Source organism: Leptolyngbya sp. NIES-2104 (assembly GCF_001485215.1).
Taxonomy (GTDB): Bacteria; Cyanobacteriota; Cyanobacteriia; order Leptolyngbyales; family Leptolyngbyaceae; genus Leptolyngbya.
In genome coordinates this window covers 2,201,201-2,221,041 of record NZ_BBWW01000001.1, presented here as the reverse complement: position 1 = coordinate 2,221,041, position 19,841 = coordinate 2,201,201, and the positions used below count along the sequence as shown (strand labels likewise).

The window sequence follows — 19,841 nt, the reverse complement described above, 5'->3', positions numbered from 1 at the left end:
GCCACTCTGAGAAACCGTGGGTATGATCAACGGGTCTTAACCCGGTAGGAGCATTTTATGAGAGAGCGGATTGAGCAATTAACACAGCATTTGAGTTTAGCGATCGTTGGTAAACAAGAAGCCATCCAACTTGTTTTGGTCGCGCTCTTGTCGGGTGGTCATGCTCTTTTAGAAGACGTTCCGGGAGTCGGTAAAACGCTATTGGCGAAATCGTTAGCTCGATCGATTAATGGCAGATTTCAGCGGCTTCAATGCACTCCGGATCTACTGCCAACCGATGTGACTGGAACGAATATTTGGAACCCTCGGTCGGGTGAATTTGAATTCATGGCGGGTCCAATTTTCGCGAATGTTCTGTTGGCGGATGAAATCAATCGCGCCACACCAAGAACGCAATCGGCACTGCTCGAAGTGATGGAAGAACAGCAAGTCACGATCGATGGAGTGTCTCGCAAAGTTCCCACTCCCTTTTTTGTGATCGCTACTCAAAACCCAGCGGAATATCAAGGCACATTCCCGCTACCCGAAGCCCAGATGGATCGATTTGCTTTGTCGCTGTCCTTGGGCTATCCGACCGAATCTGAAGAACTTCAGATGTTAGAACGATTGCAATCGGGCGATCGCGCTTCTGAGTTACCGCCCTGCATCAGTATTGAAGAGATTCGCGAACTGCAAGTGCTCTGTGCTCAAGTGCGGGTCGAATCCTCGCTTCAGCAATACATTTTGAACCTTGTCCGCGCTACTCGCCAAGATGAAGAAATCTTGCTCGGAGTCAGTCCCCGTGGAACGGTTGCACTTCAAAAAGCGGTTCAAGCTTTCGCCTTTTTACAAGGGCGAGACTATGCGACTCCGGATGATGTTAAAGCGATCTCGCCTTATGTTCTCTCGCACCGAATGATCGCAGCAAGTGGAAATCGAGCGCGGATGGTTGTCGATCGACTGTTGAGAACGATCGCGATTCCGTAGAATATCTTTATCGCGATCGGGCAAATGATGAATACGAAAGAATTATTGCTTCAAGAAATTAATCAAGCTCCCGATCCAATTTTGGATGAGGTACTAGATTTTCTGAGATTCTTGAAGGCAAAACAGCAACAACAAGCATTAGAAAATCAACTCGATCTAGAAGAAGCTCGTGCTGTGCTTGAAGAAATTGAGCAAGAAGGAACCATTTCTTGGGAGTCACTCAAATCCGAACTGAGTTGAGCAATTTCTCTAAATGCGGTAAATCGTGGTAGGCTGTGTCAAAAAAATTAGAGGAAAACGTTCAATTCTTCAGAAGTCTAGCTATAACTAAATATCGTTCAATGTTTCTGATTTTAGAAACGCTGCTGTGCTGAGTTGATCCCGTCTTGCAGGTTATCCCATGAGTGAAGCTGAAAACCCCAATCTCCCTTCCGAATCCGTCGAAGCAAACCCACCCGAAGAGGGCTGGACGACCGTGAACTTTCCAAATGCGATCGACATCAACACGATTCCCGAAGCTGAACCGGAACCCTCGCAAGTCGGACTCCGCATCCAAGATTTAGAACAACAAAATCAACGATTGCGATCGCGGGTTTCAGAACTCGAATTCTCACTCGGTGAAGCTCATGCGACTCTCAGAGCCGAAACGAAACGGTTAGAAACGCAACTCAGTACCCAACAAGCCGAAGCCGAACAGCGATCGATGCGAGAAACGCACCTGACGCAACAACAAGCGGCAATGATCGCCAAACAGCGTCAAGCTCTCGATGCGTCTCGTCAAAGATTGCAGGATCAAGAGGCGCAAATTGCACAGCATTTAGAGGCGATCGCGACCACTCAAGCAGAAGTGGCTCAGTTGAATCAAACCTTAGAGCAAGCGCATCAAGCTCAACAAAAACAGCAGATCTTGATTGAAACCTTGACTGCACAGCTTGAAACCAGTCAAGCTCAAGTCGCTCAACTAGAGCGCGATTGTGCCTTAACGAAACAGAAATACGATCAGCAAATTCAGGATTTACGTCAATCTGAAAATGCGTGTCGGGATTTGCGATCGCGTCTCCATCGTCAGCAACAATACACGCTGCAATTCAAAGCCGCGCTCGAAAAATGTCTCGATGTGACTGCGACTCAGAAAATCGAAGAATCAGTTGATCAAGCGATTTCTGAAGATGAATCGCGCTCTGAATCGATTGGATTTGTGAGAGCGCAACCTGTTCAACCCTGGTCTACAACGCTTGATTCTGATCCTTGGAACCTAGAACCTGTTTCGACAAACATTGCTGTACCCGCTGATAGCGTTTGGGCGACAGCTCCCGATGATGACAGTTTGTTTGAGGAAGAATCGATCGCAGCAGAAACGTTTGAGTTACCGGAAGAAGTGATCGAGGAATTTCAAATTCCCCAACCCGAACCGATCGTGATTCACCCGCCGTTGAGCTATATGATTGCTCGCTCAACTGAAGAAGCTCCAACGGTTCGCCACAATATCGATTTGTTTGTTCCGAGCGCGAGTCAGTCTGTAGAACCTCCAGCAGTTCAAGAGCCTATTCTAGAACCTGAAATCACTGTGATTCAGTCTATCTCAGTCGAAGAGTCAAGTCCTTTAGAAAGCGCAGCAGCAATCGAGGAAATCGCGGCAAATCCGTTTAATTTGGCATTGCCGCCTGCGGTTGAGCCGACGATCGCAGCACCCTCACCGTTTATTACGTTGAGCGATCGCGATCGTTCGACTGAACCGTATGTCGCGCCGACTTCAGAAAGCAGTCCTTCGCCTGTCGTCTATCCAGAGCGATCGCAGAAAAAACGGGAGTCTTTAGCGGCAGTTGAATTGCCGAGCTTTCCGCGATCGGGTCAGTAGCTACGGTTCGATCCCGCCCGGAGCTAAACCTCTGGGCTAATCGGCGCAACCCTACTTAAAGCAGGCTAAATCACAATTTTCGTGGCGCTCAGTGCCGTTCAGGGGACTTGCCTCTGTTAGCCCGGAGGTTCAGCTCCGGGCGGGTAAATGCGATCGATGGCTACTCTTCAAACACCCTCTAGGGGCATCCAACAATCAACTTGCTTTCGTCACTTGTAGAACTAACTGCATCACTTCCGATCGCGTTAATTTCTCCGCTCCCTGCTCCATCGCTTCTAAAGTTGCATGAGCCAGCATCAAAATAATTTGACAGAAATCTAAAGCTGGACTGGTTTCCGGCAGAGAAGCGACATAAGCATTCGCAAGTTCAAGCTGACGACGCGAATAAGCTTGCATTTGGTCATTTGTCCAATCCTTTGGATAAAAGGTGACTCCGCGTGTTTTGTCTTCGCCATGGTTGCGGAGAATGTTCACCGACTGCAAACCGCGCCCAAATCCCACCGCTTGAATCCGATCGGTCTTCGTGCCGTCATACCAAGCCCACAAATCCGATAGCATCAAGCCAACCGATGCCGCCACGCTGAACGTATATTGATTTAGTTCAGCTTCAGTCTCGATCGACCAGTTACAGTCCGCCCAGTACGCCATCCGATCGCTCATGGTTGAAATCGCTTCCCAGATTCGCGGCGCAATGTCTGAGGGAGCATATGAAAGCCATTCATCCAACCGCAGCGTCACTTCTTCAAGGTCGGACACCTGCGGTTCAAAAATCGGACGAAAATCTTCTGCTGTAAATCCGTGTTCTCCCGCCTGTAGCACCAGACTAATTTGCCGCAGCATTCGAGCCTTCACAGCGTTATCCAGCGTGGGATGGTCTTCGATTTGGTCGATCGCTCTCATACAGAGATACGCCGATGCAACCGCTTCCTGTAATCCATCAGGTAGCCGACTGATCGGAATATAAAACGTTCGACTCGTCTCCTTCAGCAAATCCAACGCGGTTCTTTTTAGGTTCATGTGATATTCACTCCTCTCTCGAAACTTTTATAACAGGTTGCGTTCTCGAAAAACTGTTTTGCCAGATTCGATGCGGCTAACTTAGAACAAATTGCGGTTCCGCAACAGTGTAGACAGACTACACCGATGCGGTAGACTGCCCGCAGCATGAGGACGATATGATGCAGTATTGGTTGATGAAATCCGAGCCAGACGTTTACTCGATCACCGACTTAGAGCGCGATCGCGTGACCCTATGGGATGGGATTCGCAATTACCAAGCCAGAAACTACCTGCGATCGATGAAATCGGGAGATGTTGCCTTTTTTTATCATTCCAATACAAACCCTCCTGGTATTGCTGGCTTAATGAAGATTGTGGAATCTGATCTCGTAGACCCGACTCAGTTTGATCCTGATAGCAAATACTACGACGCAAAATCGACCCCTGATTCTCCCCGATGGCAAACGGTTCGCGTTGAATTTTGGAAAACATTGCCGTTGATTTCATTAAATCGTCTGCGTGAAACTTTTACCCCTGAAGAATTAGCCGTTGTGCGTCAAGGCAATCGGTTATCGGTGCTTCCTGTCGCCGTAGAGATTGTCGATCGAATTTTGGCGCTAAGTTCTCAAGAAATTCCCAACTAAAGATGAAGCCGCTAGGATAGAATTGTTAAGCGTTTTTACGATTTCTTTCCACCCTAACGGTCGAATTTATGACTCTTCCCATTCGGAACGTTGCGATCATTGCTCACGTTGACCACGGTAAAACTACACTCGTCGATGCCCTACTCAAGCAGGCGGGAACGTTCCGCGAAGGAGAGGAAGTCCCGGACTGCGTGATGGACTCGAACGATCTAGAACGTGAGCGCGGCATTACGATTCTGTCAAAAAATACCGCGGTTCGCTACAAAGAGACGCTGATTAATATCGTCGATACTCCTGGACACGCCGATTTTGGCGGTGAAGTGGAGCGAGTTTTAGGCATGGTCGATGGCTGTCTGCTGATCGTCGATGCGAATGAAGGTCCGATGCCGCAAACTCGGTTCGTCTTGAAGAAAGCCTTGGAGAAAGGACTCAGACCGATCGTATTTGTGAATAAGATCGATCGTCCTCGTGCGAATCCGATGATTGCAGTCGATAAAGTGCTGGATCTGTTCATCGAACTCGGTGCAGATGATGACCAGTGCGAATTCCCTTACTTGTTCGGTTCTGGCTTGGCGGGATTTGCAAAGGACGCTTTAGAAGAAGAATCGAGCGATATGCAGCCGCTGTTTAATGCGATTCTGCACCATGTACCGCCGCCCGTTGGAGATGCCTCGAAGCCGCTTCAACTTCAAGTCACAACGCTCGACTATTCAGATTATCTCGGTCGGATTGTAATCGGTAAGATTCACAACGGCACGATCAAGATGGGGCAACAAGCCGCGATCGTGACGGAAACAGGCGCGATCGTTAAATCTAAGATCTCGAAGCTGATGGGTTTTGAAGGACTCAAGCGCGTCGATATTGAAGAAGCAACAGCAGGAAATCTGGTCGCAGTGGCAGGATTCGCCAATGCCAACATCGGAGAAACGATTACCGATCCCAACGATCCGCAAGCTTTACCGCTGATCAAAGTGGACGAGCCGACTTTGCAAATGACCTTCTCAGTCAACGATTCGCCGTTTGCGGGTCAAGAAGGCACGTTTGTGACCTCAAGACAATTGCGCGATCGCTTGTACCGCGAACTCGAAACCAACGTCGCACTCCGGATCGAAGACACCGATTCGCCGGATAAACTCTCGGTTTCGGGTCGGGGTGAATTGCACTTAGGCATTTTGATCGAAACGATGCGTCGGGAAGGCTACGAGTTCCAAGTGTCTCAGCCGCAAGTAATTTTTCGCGAGATCAACGGTCAACCTTGTGAGCCGTTTGAAACCTTGATTCTAGATGTTCCAGAAGAATCAGTCGGCGGCTGTATCGAACGCCTTGGACAGCGCAAGGGCGAAATGCAGGATATGCAGGTCGGAACTAATGGACGCACGAATCTAGAATTTGTGATTCCGGCGCGCGGTCTGATCGGCTTCCGGGGCGAGTGTATGCGATTGACACGCGGCGCAGGGATTGTGAACCACAGTTTCCTAGAATACCGTCCGATCAGTGGCGCGATCGAAGCGCGTCGTAACGGTGTTCTCATCTCGTTTGAAGAAGGGGTCGCTACCTTCTACTCGATGCAGAACGCTGAAGATCGCGGTGTGTTCTTTATCCGTCCGGGTACGAAGGTTTACAGAGGCATGATTTTGGGTGAGCACAATCGTCCTCAAGATCTCGAACTCAATGTCTGTAAGACGAAGCAATTGACCAACCACCGCGCATCAGGCGGCGAGGAATTGGTGCAGTTGAAAGAACCGATCGATATGAGTTTGGAACGCGCTCTTGAGTACATCGGACCCGATGAACTGCTAGAAGTCACCCCCGAATCGATTCGATTGCGGAAAGTGGCGAAGGCGAAGAAGTTAGCCAAGAAGTAAATCAGAAAACTAAATCGGGAGATCGAATTCGATCTCCCGATTTTTGGTTTGTCGGCTCAGTTGAGTTGAGACGTAAATTAGTCTACTTGCTGATTGCGATAAGCTAAAACAAGACAGATTTGTTTCTTAGTCATGGCACGAGACGTTTTTCATCAGCAGGTCAAAACAGCTTTAATCAAAGACGGCTGGAAAATAACGCACGATCCATTTACGTTAAAAATTGCGGAAGCGGTCAAAATTCAGATCGATCTTGGTGCAGAAAGTACGATCGCGGCAGAACGAGAGCAAGAAGCGATCGCAGTCGAAATCAAAAGTTTTGTAAGCGATTCTGAAGTTCATACCTTTCATACTGCGCTGGGGCAATATCTGAACTACTGTCAAGCTTTAGAAGAACAGGAGCCGAATCGTATCTTGTATCTTGCTGTTCCTAATGATACTTATCAAGACTTCTTTCAACTTGCATTTGTACAGCGAACGATCAAACGCTATCAGATTAAGTTAATTGTCTATGATCCAGTACAGGAGGTTATTCAGCAATGGATCAATTAGAACATTACCGCAACCTAGTTCAGCAGATTCTCACCGATCATGCAGATACGCCAACTGAGACTGTACAGCCTCAGTTAATCTTTGATACGACGCACGATCATTATCAGCTTAACTACGTCGGTTGGCAGGGAAGTCGACGGGTGTTTGGTCCGATTTTGCATTTGGATATTCAGAACGGAAAGATTTGGATTCAATACAATGGCACAGAAGATTCGATTTCAGAACGACTGGTCGAGTTAGGAGTGCCACGCTCTGATATTGTTATCGGGTTTCACTCGCCGTTTAAGCGTCAGTTCAGTGGATATGCGATCGGATGATGAGCAAAGATTTTTGAACTACCGTTCGATTGCAATTTCCCCGTCTGGCTTCACCCAGGCAATCTGAGAAATCCGCCGCTGGTGTGCATATTCTCGAATTTCGTCAGGCGTTCCACAACTGAGATCAACCTCAACGCGATCGCCCATTTTCCTCAACTTCCGAGCATGAGCAAACGCCAATTGCGGATCATCTGACACCACGAGCCAATCACACGATCGCGTTTGTTTCGGTAATTGTCCTGTCGTCAGTAAGACTTGATGCAAGTTCTCAAGCTGGAGGGAAAACCCGATCCCCGGAATCGATTCGCCTTGAGGATGAAATTGACCGAGTAAGCGATCGTATCTCCCCCCTTGTCCAAGTACAACTTGACCGGATTGTGTCACCACCTCAAAGACAATCCCGGTGTAGTAGTCGAACGTCCGAATCAAACTCAAATCTAGAACAATTCGCACATCAACGCTGGCTTGCAGAAGTTCGATCAACGATTTGAGGTTGTTAACGCTTTCTCGCTCAGTTTCGTTTAACTCTAAGCTGCTAACTTTCTGGAGCACGTCCGCAGGTTTGCCACGGAGATCGAGCAGGAGTAACGCTCGATCGCGATCGGTATCCGATAAAGGCAGAGATTCCAGTGCTAATCGATCGAGATGTGCGATCGCACTCCGAACTTTCGGGCGAATCGCTTCGGGGAAGGCAGACAGGAGCGATCGTGTTAATCCCGCTTCTCCGAGAATTAACTGCCCAGACAGTTCTACACTCTTCAAACAATCAAGCAGAAGTAGCAGAATTTCGGCATCCGATCGCAGTCCTCCGCCTCCGAGGAGTTCTACACCCGCTTGATAAAATTCCTGCTGGCGACTGTGACTGCCTTCTTGAGCGCGACGAAAAATATTCGCGTTGTAGTAGAGCCTTTGAGGAAAACTACTGCTTGCAAGACGAGTAGCAACGGTACGAGCGATTGAGGCTGTGAGTTCGGGACGCAGACCGAGCGGGTCTTCTTCGAGTTGGTGTAGTTGGATCACCGTGGAACGCTCGATCGCACCACCTGCCATTAGCGTATCCAATCGTTCTAGCGTCGAAGTAATAATGCGGTGATAGCCCCAACCGTGAAATACCTGCTGAAGCCGATCTTCTATCCAACGTTTTTGGGCGACATCCAGGGGCAGGAGGTCGCGACTCCCTGCGGGGGGCTGGTAAACCATTGATTCTGTACTATGCGAGGTTACTTTTTCTTGCCGAAAAGACCGCCAAACAGACCGCCGCTCGGTTTTGTCGTTGAAGATGTCGAGGCTTTGAGGGCAGGTTTCGCGGCGGGAGGGTCGAGTTTTTGTTTGCCCTCCAGCGCGATCGGATCTTGCGGGTCGATCGCGATCGCTTTGGTGAAATGAATCTTCGCCATCGTCGGTTGATTTTGCCGCAAATATACCATGCCCATTAAACTGTGACAGCGGCTACTGTTTGGCTCAATTTTTAAGGCATCTCGCAATTCTATCGTTGCTTGAGCATAATTTCCCTTCGCCATAAATCCTTCTGCCCGACGATAAAACTGATCGTTGAGCGATTCGACCTTGGGCTGACTCGGTTGTGTGGGCGCTTTGGTCGCGGTTTGGGTCGAACTCGTGGTGTAGATTTGGCTCTTGGCTTGGCTATTGTCCGAGTTGCCTTCTCTTGAGATTAAATATGCCAGATTGAGTTCACTAATCTGGCTGGTGAGTTCGATCGCTTGATCCAATTGTTCGTATTGACGATCGGATAAATCTTTCAGCGCGGTTCGATAGTAATAGTCGGGATTGCTTGAGGACAAGAGCTGCTTGGCAAGACTGCTACCGAAGTCTAGATCGCGCCGTTTTTGGGCGGCTCCTTGTCCTTTCATTTTGAGCACTAGCAGGTGATCAGTCCGGGTTTTGTCCTGCGAAAGATGTTGCCATGCCGGATTAACGAGTTTTGATAACAGTTGTTCGGCAAGCTGTTTATCGCTCTCGGTTCCGGCTGAACAGCTATCAGGATGAAGGCAACGGGCAATCTTCAGGTATTGTTTGCGGATTTCTTTCACTTCTGCTTCGATCGAGACTCCTAAAATCGCATGATAGTCGGAGAAGTCAAGCAGAAATAAGCCGCGATCAATCTGAAAACTCATTGGGTTAACCTGTGATTTCAAGGAACAATGGGGTGAACGTGCCACCGTCTTTATAGTTCCTTCAAATCTCCAAAGCGCGACAGTCAGAAAGGAATCTATTTCCGCGGCACATCGGTTACACGCCAACTGAGCTTGAGATTAATCCAGAAATTCCAGAACGTCACTAACACGATCGCAATCAGGTTCGCGACATAGCGATTGATTCCGAACGCATTGTAGAGCAGATTCAAAATCAAGACATTCAGAATCAAGCCCATCAAGCAAATGACGTTGAACTTGATAAAGCGCTTGAATCGCGTCCGATTGCCTCGCTGACTGCGCGAAATGTCTCCGAACGTCCAGAGATCGTTCCAAAGGAAGTTATTGACGATCGCCAATTCCGAAGCGATGATTTTACTCCGCGTCAAGTTCCAAGCCAAAGTCGTTGGATCGCTGAGCAGATAAAGCACGATCATATCGACGAAGACACCGCTAAATCCGACCAAGCCGAATCGTAAGAAGCGTCCCAACTGGAATTTCTCGCGCAGTCGTCCGATGCGTCCGCGCGATCGCAGTTTGCCTAAGTGCATCAAATATTCGACGTACTGCTTCCAAGTGACTTTACTTTCGCCTTCTTGACGTTCTTGGAAGACATAGCCCACTTCGGTGAGGCGATCGACGCGACCCCGACCGAGGACTTCTAAGAGAATCTTGTAGCCCAATGGACTCATGAGACAATCCGCGATTGCGCTGCGTCTCACCATGAAGTACCCACTCATCGGATCAGACACCCGCCCGACGACGCTCGGTAAAATAACGAGTCCGATCAATTGCGCTCCACGAGACAGCATCCGGCGAATCAAGCCCCAATCGCTCGTGCCGCCTCCCTCAACGTGACGACTAGCGACGGCAAGATCGGCACCATTTTGCACCGATTGAACCAGTTTCAAGAGCACTTCTGGAGGATGCTGCAAATCACCGTCGATCACACCGAGGATTTCTCCCCGTGCGGCTTGCCATCCTCGAATCACAGCAGTCGATAATCCACGTTCATCCTGTCGCCGCATTACGCGCAAATTTGGAAACTCAGCGGTCATTTGCTGCGCGATTTCCCAGGTGCGATCGGGACTATCATCATCGACAATGATCAACTCATAATCGTTCGGCAACGCATGATCGAGCAGACTCGACAATACTCGCACTACCTGTTCAACGTTCCGCCCTTCGTTGTAAGTCGGAACCACGAGCGAGAAAGCGATCGGCTTTGTCGATGACTCGATTTCCGACGTGTAAGGGATTCGTAATGCACCGGAGGGCGGCAGAAGCAAGGAAGGAGGGACAATCATGCGGCAATTTGAGTAGGACGACAGAGGTTAGCGGGCAGTTTGATACAGGTTGAGTTGAAACTCATCTAGGCTCATCGTTCCCTTAAGGGATTGAGTCTTAGCGATCGAGAATCGTTCCTCTAAAACTTGCTGAATGCGTTGACGTTCTGCGGTCGTAGCAGGCAAAGACCAAACCGGATCAGCACTTTCAAGCCAAATCACTCGTTGATAACTAGATTGGTTGAGTGCGGCTTTGAGACGGGTCGCGAGTTCACTCGCAGGCTGAGCCAACAGATCGACGCGGCTGGTGGACGGAATGTAATACGCCAGACGATTGACGTGTCCCCAAGCTTTTGAATCCATTGCAATCAGCACCGGAGCCGAATCGAGTTGTACCATCTCTGCCACTTGATGAAACACCGATCGCGTTCTTAAAGTCAAATCTCCCGTGTCGATCGCGAGATAGAGCAACAGTAGCAAAAGGGCTACGATGCCTTGATGCGCCTTAAGTTGTCGAATTGCAATCGTCATCAGCAATAAACATCCTGGTAGCACAAAAATCAGCGCCCGACCCCAACCGAATCCCAGCGTGTACTTTCGCGTCAAAACATCGACACAAAACGCTAGGAGCAGGGGAAATATACTCATCCCCAACGCTACCGTCAAGCGCCATTTTTGACCAGACTTCCAAAGGTAGATCACAGCCGCTCCTAGTCCGACACTGGCAAAAAGCCCGACTAGTGCGATGATCCCCGTCGATAAGTTCGTTGCCCAATCGCCGATAACTAACTGCGCCCCTACCGTTTGGAGGAGATCTTGAAGGTGTAAAAAGGCAGGGTTGCCTTCTCGCACTCCAAATCGATCAAGGTCAGCATTTCGTAACTGTTTCAACGTGCCGGAAATCGCCCAAGGAAGTGTGAGCATTCCCGCGATCGTCATTCTCAGTCCATGCTGAATCCAATGTTTGCGATCCAATACCAGAATCAATCCTGCCAAGACCACAACCCAGTAGGCAAATAGATAGAACGTCAGCAAGCCGAATACGATCGACACAATAAATGTAATTTGCCACTTCCAACGCGGACGAGAAACGATCTCAAGCAATGCCCATACGCTGAGGATCGCCCACAAGACGAGCGGCGTATACATTCGGACATTCAGCGAATGAAATAAATAAAAAGGATTTGTAGCCAACAGTGCCGCAAATAAAAGACCGCCCCGACGATCGATCAATTTCTGCCCTAGTCCGTATGCTGCCGTGATCGCGCCCACACTCCAAAGCGTGGGTAAACTCCTCATCGCGATTTCGCTATTGCCAAACAACCGAAGCCAAAAGTGTTGCGTCAAGAAAAAGATTGGGGGATGGGGTTCTCCGCTATAAAGACCACGAACCAAACCCTGGAGCGTTTTCGCGATCGCACTAATCGAACCTTCAGACGGCAAACTTAAGAGAGCGGTTAACTGAGACAGTGCGATCGAACTTTCTTCGGGAAGTGAGTACTTGATTTTCTGACCCGTGGAAAGCAGAAGCGAGAGAACTTCGTCATACCAGAACTCGCGAGTGCCGAGATTCAAGAGACGGAAAACAAGACCGAGCGCGATCGCACAACTGAGTAATATTTCTAACGTTAAACTTTTTCGCCAGTAGAGCAGAACCGATCGATGAATCATAGTTCGAGGCGGTAGAGGGCTGCAATTAGTCTTCCCGATTTAGGGTTCTCGGCTATGATTCAAGTGCTTAATTTGACAGCAATACTTAGAGTTGTCCGGTTTCTATGGCAAAAAAGCGCAAAGGTAAATCCTCGATCGAAACGGATGCAACGCTGACGTTGAAGGAGCGTTTAGCCGAAAAGCGTAAAGCGATTCAGGCACGTAAAGCAGCGGTGAACTTCATTTCGATGGCGACGATGATTTCGCTCGTGGTGGGAATGGCGCTCTTTGCGATCGCAGGAGTCAAAGGAGCAGGCGGCGGATTTGCAGGCATTCTCACATTGATGCTGTCGTTTAAGTTTCCGTGGCACGCACTCCACGCCTTTATGATTTACATGCCGTTCGGCGGCACGATCACTTATGCAACGGTCGGAAACAATCCCTTGATGCAGTTGGCGAAAGATGGGATGTATATTCCTGCCTTAATTGCAATTTATCAGTACTGTAAGCAGCATAAGCTCGCGATGATCGTTCCCAAATCGCTTAAAACGCCGCTGCTGCTGCTGTTTGTCTATTGTATTTTGGTGCTGTTGTTTGTGAATGGAGCACAACAGTTCACAGGTAAACCTTCTGAAAAGCCGATTTTCATGGGAATTTTGGGCTTGAAAGTTTTACTGGGATATGTACCTTTGATTCCCTGCGCCTACTATTTGATGAAGAAAAAGCAGGATGTCTACAATTTGATGCGAATTACCGTTGTGGTTGTGATCATCTGCTGCGGGTTGGCGTTTGTCCAGTACATGATGCTGAAAACGGGACGCTGCAAAGGAACGGTGGGTGAAGGCGCAGACCTCTTCAAAGCGTCACTCGATGCCCGTTGCTTTGTCGGTGGCTCACTGCTGTACACCCCAGAACAAGGTGTGATCCGGCTTCCAGGAACATTCGTTGCACCGTGGCAGTGGGGCTGGTACTTGATTTCGAGTGCGTTTACGACGTTTGCGGTGACGTTTTTCGATCGCAATTTCGTTTGGAAGATCATCGGCGGCATTGGAATGCTGCTGACGATCGTGATGGCGGTGATTTGCGGACAGCGGATTGCGTTGATGCTGGTACCTGTGATGATTGTGATTCAGCTATTCACGACCGGGCAGATCGCAAACCTGAAGCGATTTTTACCGATCGGGGTTGGACTCGCAGGCGCGATCGTGGTTGCAATGGCATCAAATCCCGCTGTTGTTCAGGAGCGTCTTGATAGTGCGGTGAGTCGGTGGAATGCTTCGCCGCCGGATGCGTTTATCACTGAACAGTTCAATATGGTGGTTCGTGGCGCGACGCTGCTCGGAAATGGATTGGGACGCGCTACGAATTCCGCACGAGCAATGGGAGACACGCAACTGATCGAGACGTATTATCCAAAAGTGATGTATGAGATTGGTCCGATCGGGGTGATTCTGTTCTTGGTACTGGTAACGGCGTTAACGATCGCTTGTTTTAGAGCGTATCGATCGGTCAAAGACAAGAATCTCCGAGGATACGGAGCAGTTTTCTGGACGTTCGTTTTGGTGATTAGCTACAACACCTATTACTATCCATTGGATGTCGATCCAGTTGCAGTGTATTACTGGTTTTTTGCCGGAGTTGCGCTGAAGTTACCAGAACTCGATCGATTAGAACCGATTCCGATTGAAGATCCGAAGAAAAAGAAGAAACGGCGGCGATAAGGGCTAGTTTTGCTGACTGACCAAGTTTTCGAGGGTAGCACTAACTTTGGTAGCTGCTTTATTCATGAATCGATTGAATCTCACGACCGGGCTAGGAGATTTGAGCGATCGCGGTTTTTCGACAGGATTTTTGAGAAAACGGTAATGAAGAAAAACTTCTGCATAAGGGATCTGTACTGCTTCTCCTTGGGAAAGGCGAGCGAACTCGATCGAAGAATACCCCATATAGTGAAGGCGATGAATCGGCTTTAATCCGTCTTTGTTGTACAGCAGATGGTCACGCACCACAAACGGATCGATATTGGCACAGTTTCCGGTGCGGTCTTGTCCGTCAGTGCTAAGGGTGAAGTTAAACGTGGGTCGATCGAGTCGCAAGGTCAGGTAGCTGAATAGATCGGCATCACACCACCAGGATTTCTCGTTAATCCAGGCAATCTCTTGATTCTGAATAAGATGTTGCTTGAGTACGACTTGATCTTGTGCGTTTAGTAGTCCACGTTTAGAACCAAAGAAGCTAGAGCAATGGATTTTCGTCCGGGCTTCTGATTCGAGTAGTCCAAGGTCTTGCTGGACAAGCGAAAAATCAAAAGCGGCAACTGGCGTTGCTTTTGCGTGTTCCCAGTCGTCGAAAACAAAATCGTATTCACGCAGTTTTGCAAACACTTTGTCTAAAGGCTGCATCGCTAAACTGTCGGCATCGTAAAACACAAACTCCTCAGCCGGACCATCGAATGCGGTCATCTTTCTCATTAACGGGCTTTTGTACCATTTAGGGCGCTTAAAGGATGCTTGTTTTGTAATCGGATGGGCTGCCCAAACTTCTTCTGTAAAAGCATCCCATCGATCGATTGACTCTTTGTTTTCGTAGAAGATTACATTCTTCCTCGTGTCAATTTCTCGCTTTACGCGATCGCAGTGCTGATTGTAAGGAATGACGTAGATGGGAATTTCAGGGCTGACATTTGCCTCAATGCTATTGATTAAACCGATGAATTGATCGTAGACAGCATCGTTGGCTAGGGTATAAATTCCACGAGATGACATGATAGGAAGCCTCATCAGTAATCGGTTCCTTTCATCGTTCCCAGATTGTTGAGTTGCTAAAACTCGATCGATTAGAACCGATACCCGTCGGAGATCACAAGAAAAAAAAGAAACGAAAGCGATAAAATTGCGCTTTTAATCACCAATTTCGTGTTGTTTGTAATGAAAATCGCGTTTTTTTGTTACAAATCGCGCTTGTCGTTAGAAACGTTACGATTTTTCGTTACAAATCGCGCCTGTCGTTAGGAACGTTACGATTTTTTGTTACAAATCGCGCCTGTCGTTAGGAACGTTACGATTTTTTGTTACAAATCGCGCCTGTCGTTAGAAACGTCGCGCTTGTCGTTAGGAACGTCGTGCTTGTCGTTAGGAACAGCGCGATTTTTGCAGCTAAGGGTTAAAGTTTGCTTGTCTGGGAACACTAACGGCGTTGTTTCCGAGCCGCGTTATGACTCAGCCCTTTATTTCTGTTGTCATTCCCACGTATGGGCGGGAAGAGCCGCTACGCGAAACGCTAATTGATGTTTTGAAGCAGGATTATCCGAACTACGAAGTGCTAGTCGTGGATCAAACGCCTGTACACGAACCAGATATTCAACAGTTTCTAGAAGAACTTGCCCAAGTGGGAAAGATTCAGTGGTTCAGGCTCGATTGGGCGAGTTTGCCGGGGGCGAGAAACTATGCGGTGCGTCGATCGAAGGGTGAAATTCTCGTGTTTATCGATGACGATGTGCAGCTTGAACCCGGTTATTTAACCGCACATGCGAGAAATTATCAGCGATCTGAGATTGGCGCGGTTGCGGGACGAGTGTTCGATCGTATGAAGTTAGCCGACTTTGAGCCGGGATTAGAAATTCAAGACTTGCCGCCCGAAGCACACGATCCGGGAATTGCTTGGTATCACTTGAACTTAGTTCACACCGTAAAACCGCAGCAAGTTTTAAGCGCTCGTGGCTGCAATATGTCTTACCGTCGTGAAGTTTTTGAGAAGCATAACATCTGGTTTGATGAACGATTCCGGGGGAGTGCAGTTCGCGAAGAATCCGATTTCTGTCTCAAGTTACAAAAAACTGGATTGATGATTTGGTACGACCCGGAAGCCTCATTAGTGCATTTAGGAGAAGAAACAGGCGGCTGTCACGATATCAGTACTAAATCACTGAAATATCAAATGACGTTTTATCACAATCACTTTTTAATGGGCTTGAACAATCTCACCGTTTCACAAGCCGCACGATTCTTTTTCCGCTTATTTGATTGTCATGTATTAGGTCGTCCGCCCTGTCATAAGAGCGGTTCGCCGATCAAGATCATCACGCGATTTGGATTCTACACATTGGGCTTTTTGAGTGCGATCGCAACCGTCATTTGCTCTTTCTGGGATAACGGACAAGTTTACACCCGTCAAGATGAGGTGAAACGATGAAAATTCTCGTTGTCAGTCATTCGTATATTGTTGATTTGAACTGCGAAAAGCTCAAAGCTTTGGCGAATCTAGAATCAGGAATCGAAGTCACGATCGTGATTCCGAAGCGATGGAAACCGGGCGGCGTGATGAAAGATACGATCGAGACTCGCTACCGAGAAGAAGGCTCTTTCCGAGTTGTCCCCGTTTCTAACTTCAGCCAAAACAATCAAGGCTTACTCACCTTCGGAGCCGAGTTAATTCCATTACTTAAATCTTTCAAACCGGACATTATTCAAGTCGAACAAGGTGCAAAATCCCTTGCATACGCGCAATTCATCACGTTCAATAAGGTATTAAACCTCAAGGCGAAGAACGTCTTTTTTACTTGGTGGAATTTGCCTTATACGTTGAGATTTCCGGTTTCATTGCTTGAAGCTTACAACCTGAAAAATACAGATGGAATTATTGCTGGAAATCAGGACGGAGCAAAAATTTTACGCGATCGCGGTTTTCTCAAAAAAATGAGCATCATGCCGCAATTAGGTGTGGATGATTCGCTTTTTTGTCCGCAACCCCAGACAGAACTTGCCGCAAAGTTAGGAATTCAAGCCAATGATTTCGTTGTGGGATTTGTTGGGCGATTTGTGCCAGAAAAAGGAATTCTGACGTTAGTGAAAGCGCTGGAAAGATTGCGCGATCGCACTTGGAAACTGCTCTTACTCGGACGTGGTGAACTCAAGTCAGAAATTCAACAGCAAGCGGAACGATTTAGATTTGTCGATCGTTTAATCTGGGTCGAAAGCGTTCCTCATGCTGACGTCTATCGCTATATCAATTTGATGAATACGTTGGTGTTACCTTCTGAAACAACGTATCAATTTAAAACCTTGACTTCCGCGGGTTGGAAAGAACAATTTGGACACGTTTTGATCGAAGCAATGGCATGTCAAGTTCCGGTCATTGGTTCTGATTCGGGTGAGATTCCGAATGTGATTGAACAAGCAGGATTGGTGTTTCCTGAAGGGAATGCCGAGGAACTAAGCAATCGACTCAAGCAGCTCATCGACGACAGGAATTTCGCTGAGGAGTTAGGTCAGCGTGGATATCAAAGAGCGATCGCGAAATATGCGAATCGGGCTTTGGCAAAGGAATTATTGGAATTTTACCGATCGCTTTAACCTATGAAAATCCTACAGATCGTGCCGTCAGTCTCTCTTGTTTATGGTGGTCCAAGTCAGATGGTTTTAGGACTATCAAGCGCGTTATCAGAAGCAGGGATCGAAGTGACGATCGCAACTACCGATTCAAACGGCGATGTCGGACAAGCCCCGCTTGATGTTCCTCTAGGCGTTCCCATTGCTCAAAACGGCTACGAAATTCTCTACTTTCGCTGTTCGCCGTTCCGCCGTTATAAATTCTCGATCGACCTTCTCCAGTGGCTTTCTAAAAGCGCTCACACTTACGATGTGGCTCACATTCACGCGCTATTTTCCCCGGTGAGTTCTTGCGCGGCTGCGATCGCTCGATCGCGTCAACTCCCCTACATTCTCCGCCCACTCGGAACCCTCGATCCCGCTGACCTTCAGAAAAAACGCCATCTCAAACGCCTATACGCTGCGCTTCTAGAACGCCCAAATCTGTCAAAAGCTGCCGCCGTTCATTTCACTAGCGACCAAGAAGCGAAAATTTCAGAGCGGTTTAATACCGTCACTCGTGATTTAGTGATTCCGCTCGGTGTCAGTCTGCCACCTTCTAACTCCAGTTCAATTCGTGAAAAGTTCGGCATTCCAAGCAACAAGCCAATTTTGCTCTTCATGTCGCGAGTCGAGCCGAAAAAAGGCTTAGACTTGTTGATTCCTGCTTTAGAGAAACTCGATCGAAATTTCCATTTCGTTCTCGCGGGCGGCAACCCTCAAGATCCGATATACGAATTAGCAATCCGTGATCGCATTCAATCCTCTTCGCTCAAAGACAAAACCTCGATCGTCGGTTTCATCACTGGAGCCGAAAAAACCGCTTTACTTGAAACCGCTGATCTATTCGTTCTCCCTTCCTACTACGAAAACTTTGGAATTGCTGTCGCAGAAGCGATGAGTGTCGGAACGCCTGTCGTAATTTCTGATCAAGTACACATTTGGAATGAAATTGAGCGATCGCACTCCGGCTGGATCTGTTCTTGCACTGTCGAAAGCCTGACTCAAACTCTAAACGCAGCGATGCACGATCGATCCGAGCAACTCCGACGCGGCAAAAACGCGCAAATCCACGCCAAAGAAAACTACAGTTGGAACGCGATCGCCCAACAAATGATCACCGCTTACGAAAACATTCAACGCGCCAACAATAGATCCGCAAACCCGTAAAGGCTCACCAACAATAGCAACGTTGCCATCACCTGAGTCGGACGCGGACGAATTGCCGGAATCAACGCCTCGCGCACCAAAATCGACGCGCAAGCCCCAACCGTTAACACCAATCCCAACAGCAAATACGCCAACTCTGATTGAGCAATCCACACGCTAAACAGCACCATCGACAGTGCCAGCATCAGCGTCTCAATCAACTGGGGAGGATTCTCCAGGCTCATAAACTCGATCGTGTGCCAAAAACTCCGCCACTGCTGCATAGATCTTCCCCACGCCAAAAAACTTGTCATGACTTATCTTTAGCAGTTTGGTAAAGTTTTTTTCAAGTCCGCGATCGCACTTTCGGTCTCCACTTGCGGAAACGCTCGATAAAATCGACTGACGCTTAAGAAAGGATCGGGAGCCGCCAACACTAAAACGCGATCGCAATAATCATACAAGCGTTTGACCAAGACCGCCGGAGCCACAGGCGCACAAATCCAAATTTCTTTAGGTTGCTGTTCTCGAAGGGCTTGCGCTGCCACAGAAATCGTCATTCCAGTCGCTATTCCATCATCGACCAGTAAGGCAATCTTTCCTGCTGCGGTGACGTTTGGACGATCGTGAAATTGCTCAAGTTGTTGTTTCGCTTTACTTTGAGCGCGTTCGACTGCTTCCTGCCAACCGGGAAGTTTGGAGTTGAGCGATCGCAAAATATGCCCATCCGCAGTGACGGCTCCGATCGCTAATTCTGGATCGTGCGGACGAGTAATTTTCTTAGCAACGAGAATATCTAAAGGACAACCAAGCGCCTGAGCAATTTCAGCCCCAATCCCAATGCCCCCACGCGGCAAAGCGTAAACCACAAAGGACGCTTCAACAGATTGGGATTCTTTTAGAACAAGTTCGGCAAGTTGACGAGCGGCATCGGCTCGATCGTCAAACAAAATGGCATCCGGAGACAATTGCGGCGAAGACATCGTTCCTCCTGCCAAACCTAAGAGCTAATCTCAGCTTAGATCAGGGTTCTTGATTC

Annotated in this window: 19 protein-coding genes; 11 read left to right on the top strand and 8 right to left on the bottom strand. The window is 48.3% G+C overall.

Translation table 11 applies throughout. The annotated features are described in order from the left end of the window. The first annotated feature begins 57 nt into the window (after positions 1–57). The 3 genes from NIES2104_RS10215 to NIES2104_RS10205 all read left to right on the top strand — a co-directional run bounded on the left by NIES2104_RS10215 (position 58) and on the right by NIES2104_RS10205 (position 2,824). Positions 58–966, top strand: a complete 909-nt coding sequence (locus NIES2104_RS10215; protein ID WP_058998123.1) for a MoxR family ATPase — start codon at positions 58–60, stop codon at positions 964–966. Between the two features lie 24 nt (positions 967–990). After that, complete coding sequence (locus NIES2104_RS10210; protein WP_058998122.1) at positions 991–1,206, top strand: DUF2281 domain-containing protein; 216 nt, start codon at positions 991–993, stop codon at positions 1,204–1,206. Between the two features lie 160 nt (positions 1,207–1,366). Beyond that, positions 1,367–2,824 carry a hypothetical protein gene (locus NIES2104_RS10205; RefSeq protein ID WP_058998121.1) on the top strand — a complete coding sequence of 486 codons (1,458 nt, stop codon included), beginning with the start codon at positions 1,367–1,369 and terminating at the stop codon, positions 2,822–2,824. Positions 2,825–3,019: 195 nt separating this feature from the next. On the opposite strand, the gene NIES2104_RS10200 is transcribed toward NIES2104_RS10205, so the two are convergent. Beyond that, the gene (locus NIES2104_RS10200) at positions 3,020–3,841 is read right to left on the bottom strand and encodes a squalene/phytoene synthase family protein (RefSeq protein WP_058998120.1); all 822 of its coding nucleotides are present in this window, start codon (positions 3,839–3,841) and stop codon (positions 3,020–3,022) included. Positions 3,842–3,999: 158 nt separating this feature from the next. Here NIES2104_RS10200 and NIES2104_RS10195 point away from each other — a divergent pair, with 158 nt between their 5' ends. The 4 genes from NIES2104_RS10195 to NIES2104_RS10180 all read left to right on the top strand — a co-directional run bounded on the left by NIES2104_RS10195 (position 4,000) and on the right by NIES2104_RS10180 (position 7,198). Further along, positions 4,000–4,467, top strand: a complete 468-nt coding sequence (locus tag NIES2104_RS10195; protein WP_058998119.1) for an EVE domain-containing protein — start codon at positions 4,000–4,002, stop codon at positions 4,465–4,467. A 68-nt stretch (positions 4,468–4,535) separates the two neighbouring features. Then, entirely contained in the window at positions 4,536–6,332 is a 1,797-nt protein-coding gene (gene typA / locus NIES2104_RS10190) for a translational GTPase TypA (protein ID WP_058998118.1), read from the top strand. 132 nt (positions 6,333–6,464) lie between these two features. Further along, entirely contained in the window at positions 6,465–6,881 is a 417-nt protein-coding gene (locus tag NIES2104_RS10185) for a XisH family protein (RefSeq protein ID WP_058998117.1), read from the top strand. Further along, positions 6,869–7,198 (top strand): XisI protein, encoded by a 330-nt coding sequence (locus NIES2104_RS10180; RefSeq protein ID WP_058998116.1) that lies wholly within the window; start codon positions 6,869–6,871, stop codon positions 7,196–7,198. Before NIES2104_RS10185 ends, NIES2104_RS10180 begins: the two co-directional genes overlap by 13 nt. Before the next feature lie 18 nt (positions 7,199–7,216). Here NIES2104_RS10180 and NIES2104_RS10175 read toward each other — a convergent pair whose 3' ends face one another. From NIES2104_RS10175 to NIES2104_RS10160, 4 genes are all read right to left on the bottom strand, one after another. Next, positions 7,217–8,398, bottom strand: a complete 1,182-nt coding sequence (locus tag NIES2104_RS10175) for an ATP phosphoribosyltransferase regulatory subunit (RefSeq protein WP_058998115.1) — start codon at positions 8,396–8,398, stop codon at positions 7,217–7,219. 20 nt (positions 8,399–8,418) lie between these two features. Further along, complete coding sequence (locus tag NIES2104_RS10170) at positions 8,419–9,333, bottom strand: J domain-containing protein (RefSeq protein ID WP_058998114.1); 915 nt, start codon at positions 9,331–9,333, stop codon at positions 8,419–8,421. A 95-nt stretch (positions 9,334–9,428) separates the two neighbouring features. After that, entirely contained in the window at positions 9,429–10,658 is a 1,230-nt protein-coding gene (locus NIES2104_RS10165) for a glycosyltransferase (RefSeq protein ID WP_058998113.1), read from the bottom strand. 27 nt (positions 10,659–10,685) lie between these two features. Next, positions 10,686–12,308, bottom strand: a complete 1,623-nt coding sequence (locus tag NIES2104_RS10160) for a glycosyltransferase family 39 protein (RefSeq protein WP_058998112.1) — start codon at positions 12,306–12,308, stop codon at positions 10,686–10,688. Positions 12,309–12,412: 104 nt separating this feature from the next. Here NIES2104_RS10160 and hpsL point away from each other — a divergent pair, with 104 nt between their 5' ends. Then, positions 12,413–14,008: a hormogonium polysaccharide biosynthesis protein HpsL gene (hpsL, locus tag NIES2104_RS10155; RefSeq protein ID WP_058998111.1), complete on the top strand. Its 1,596-nt coding sequence runs from the start codon at positions 12,413–12,415 to the stop codon at positions 14,006–14,008. 3 nt (positions 14,009–14,011) lie between these two features. Here hpsL and NIES2104_RS10150 read toward each other — a convergent pair whose 3' ends face one another. Further along, positions 14,012–15,052, bottom strand: a complete 1,041-nt coding sequence (locus tag NIES2104_RS10150) for an Npun_R2821/Npun_R2822 family protein (RefSeq protein ID WP_058998110.1) — start codon at positions 15,050–15,052, stop codon at positions 14,012–14,014. A gap of 448 nt (positions 15,053–15,500) precedes the next feature. Here NIES2104_RS10150 and hpsN point away from each other — a divergent pair, with 448 nt between their 5' ends. From hpsN to hpsP, 3 genes are read left to right on the top strand one after another with little or no spacing between them, the layout of a single operon-like run. Next, complete coding sequence (hpsN, locus tag NIES2104_RS10145; protein WP_058998109.1) at positions 15,501–16,478, top strand: hormogonium polysaccharide biosynthesis glycosyltransferase HpsN; 978 nt, start codon at positions 15,501–15,503, stop codon at positions 16,476–16,478. Beyond that, positions 16,475–17,638, top strand: a complete 1,164-nt coding sequence (hpsO, locus tag NIES2104_RS10140; protein WP_058998108.1) for a hormogonium polysaccharide biosynthesis glycosyltransferase HpsO — start codon at positions 16,475–16,477, stop codon at positions 17,636–17,638. The genes hpsN and hpsO overlap by 4 nt, the downstream gene beginning before the upstream one ends. Positions 17,639–17,641: 3 nt before the next feature. Then, positions 17,642–18,823 (top strand): hormogonium polysaccharide biosynthesis glycosyltransferase HpsP, encoded by a 1,182-nt coding sequence (gene hpsP, locus NIES2104_RS10135; protein WP_058998107.1) that lies wholly within the window; start codon positions 17,642–17,644, stop codon positions 18,821–18,823. Here the strand turns inward: hpsP and NIES2104_RS10130 are convergent. Further along, on the bottom strand, positions 18,790–19,086 hold the full coding sequence (locus NIES2104_RS10130) for a hypothetical protein (protein ID WP_058998106.1): 297 nt from the start codon (positions 19,084–19,086) through the stop codon (positions 18,790–18,792). The genes hpsP and NIES2104_RS10130 overlap by 34 nt on opposite strands. Before the next feature lie 39 nt (positions 19,087–19,125). Next, a complete protein-coding gene (locus NIES2104_RS10125) occupies positions 19,126–19,785 on the bottom strand; it encodes a phosphoribosyltransferase (RefSeq protein WP_058998105.1) in 660 nt (219 codons plus the stop codon). Between the last annotated feature and the right edge of the window lie 56 nt (positions 19,786–19,841).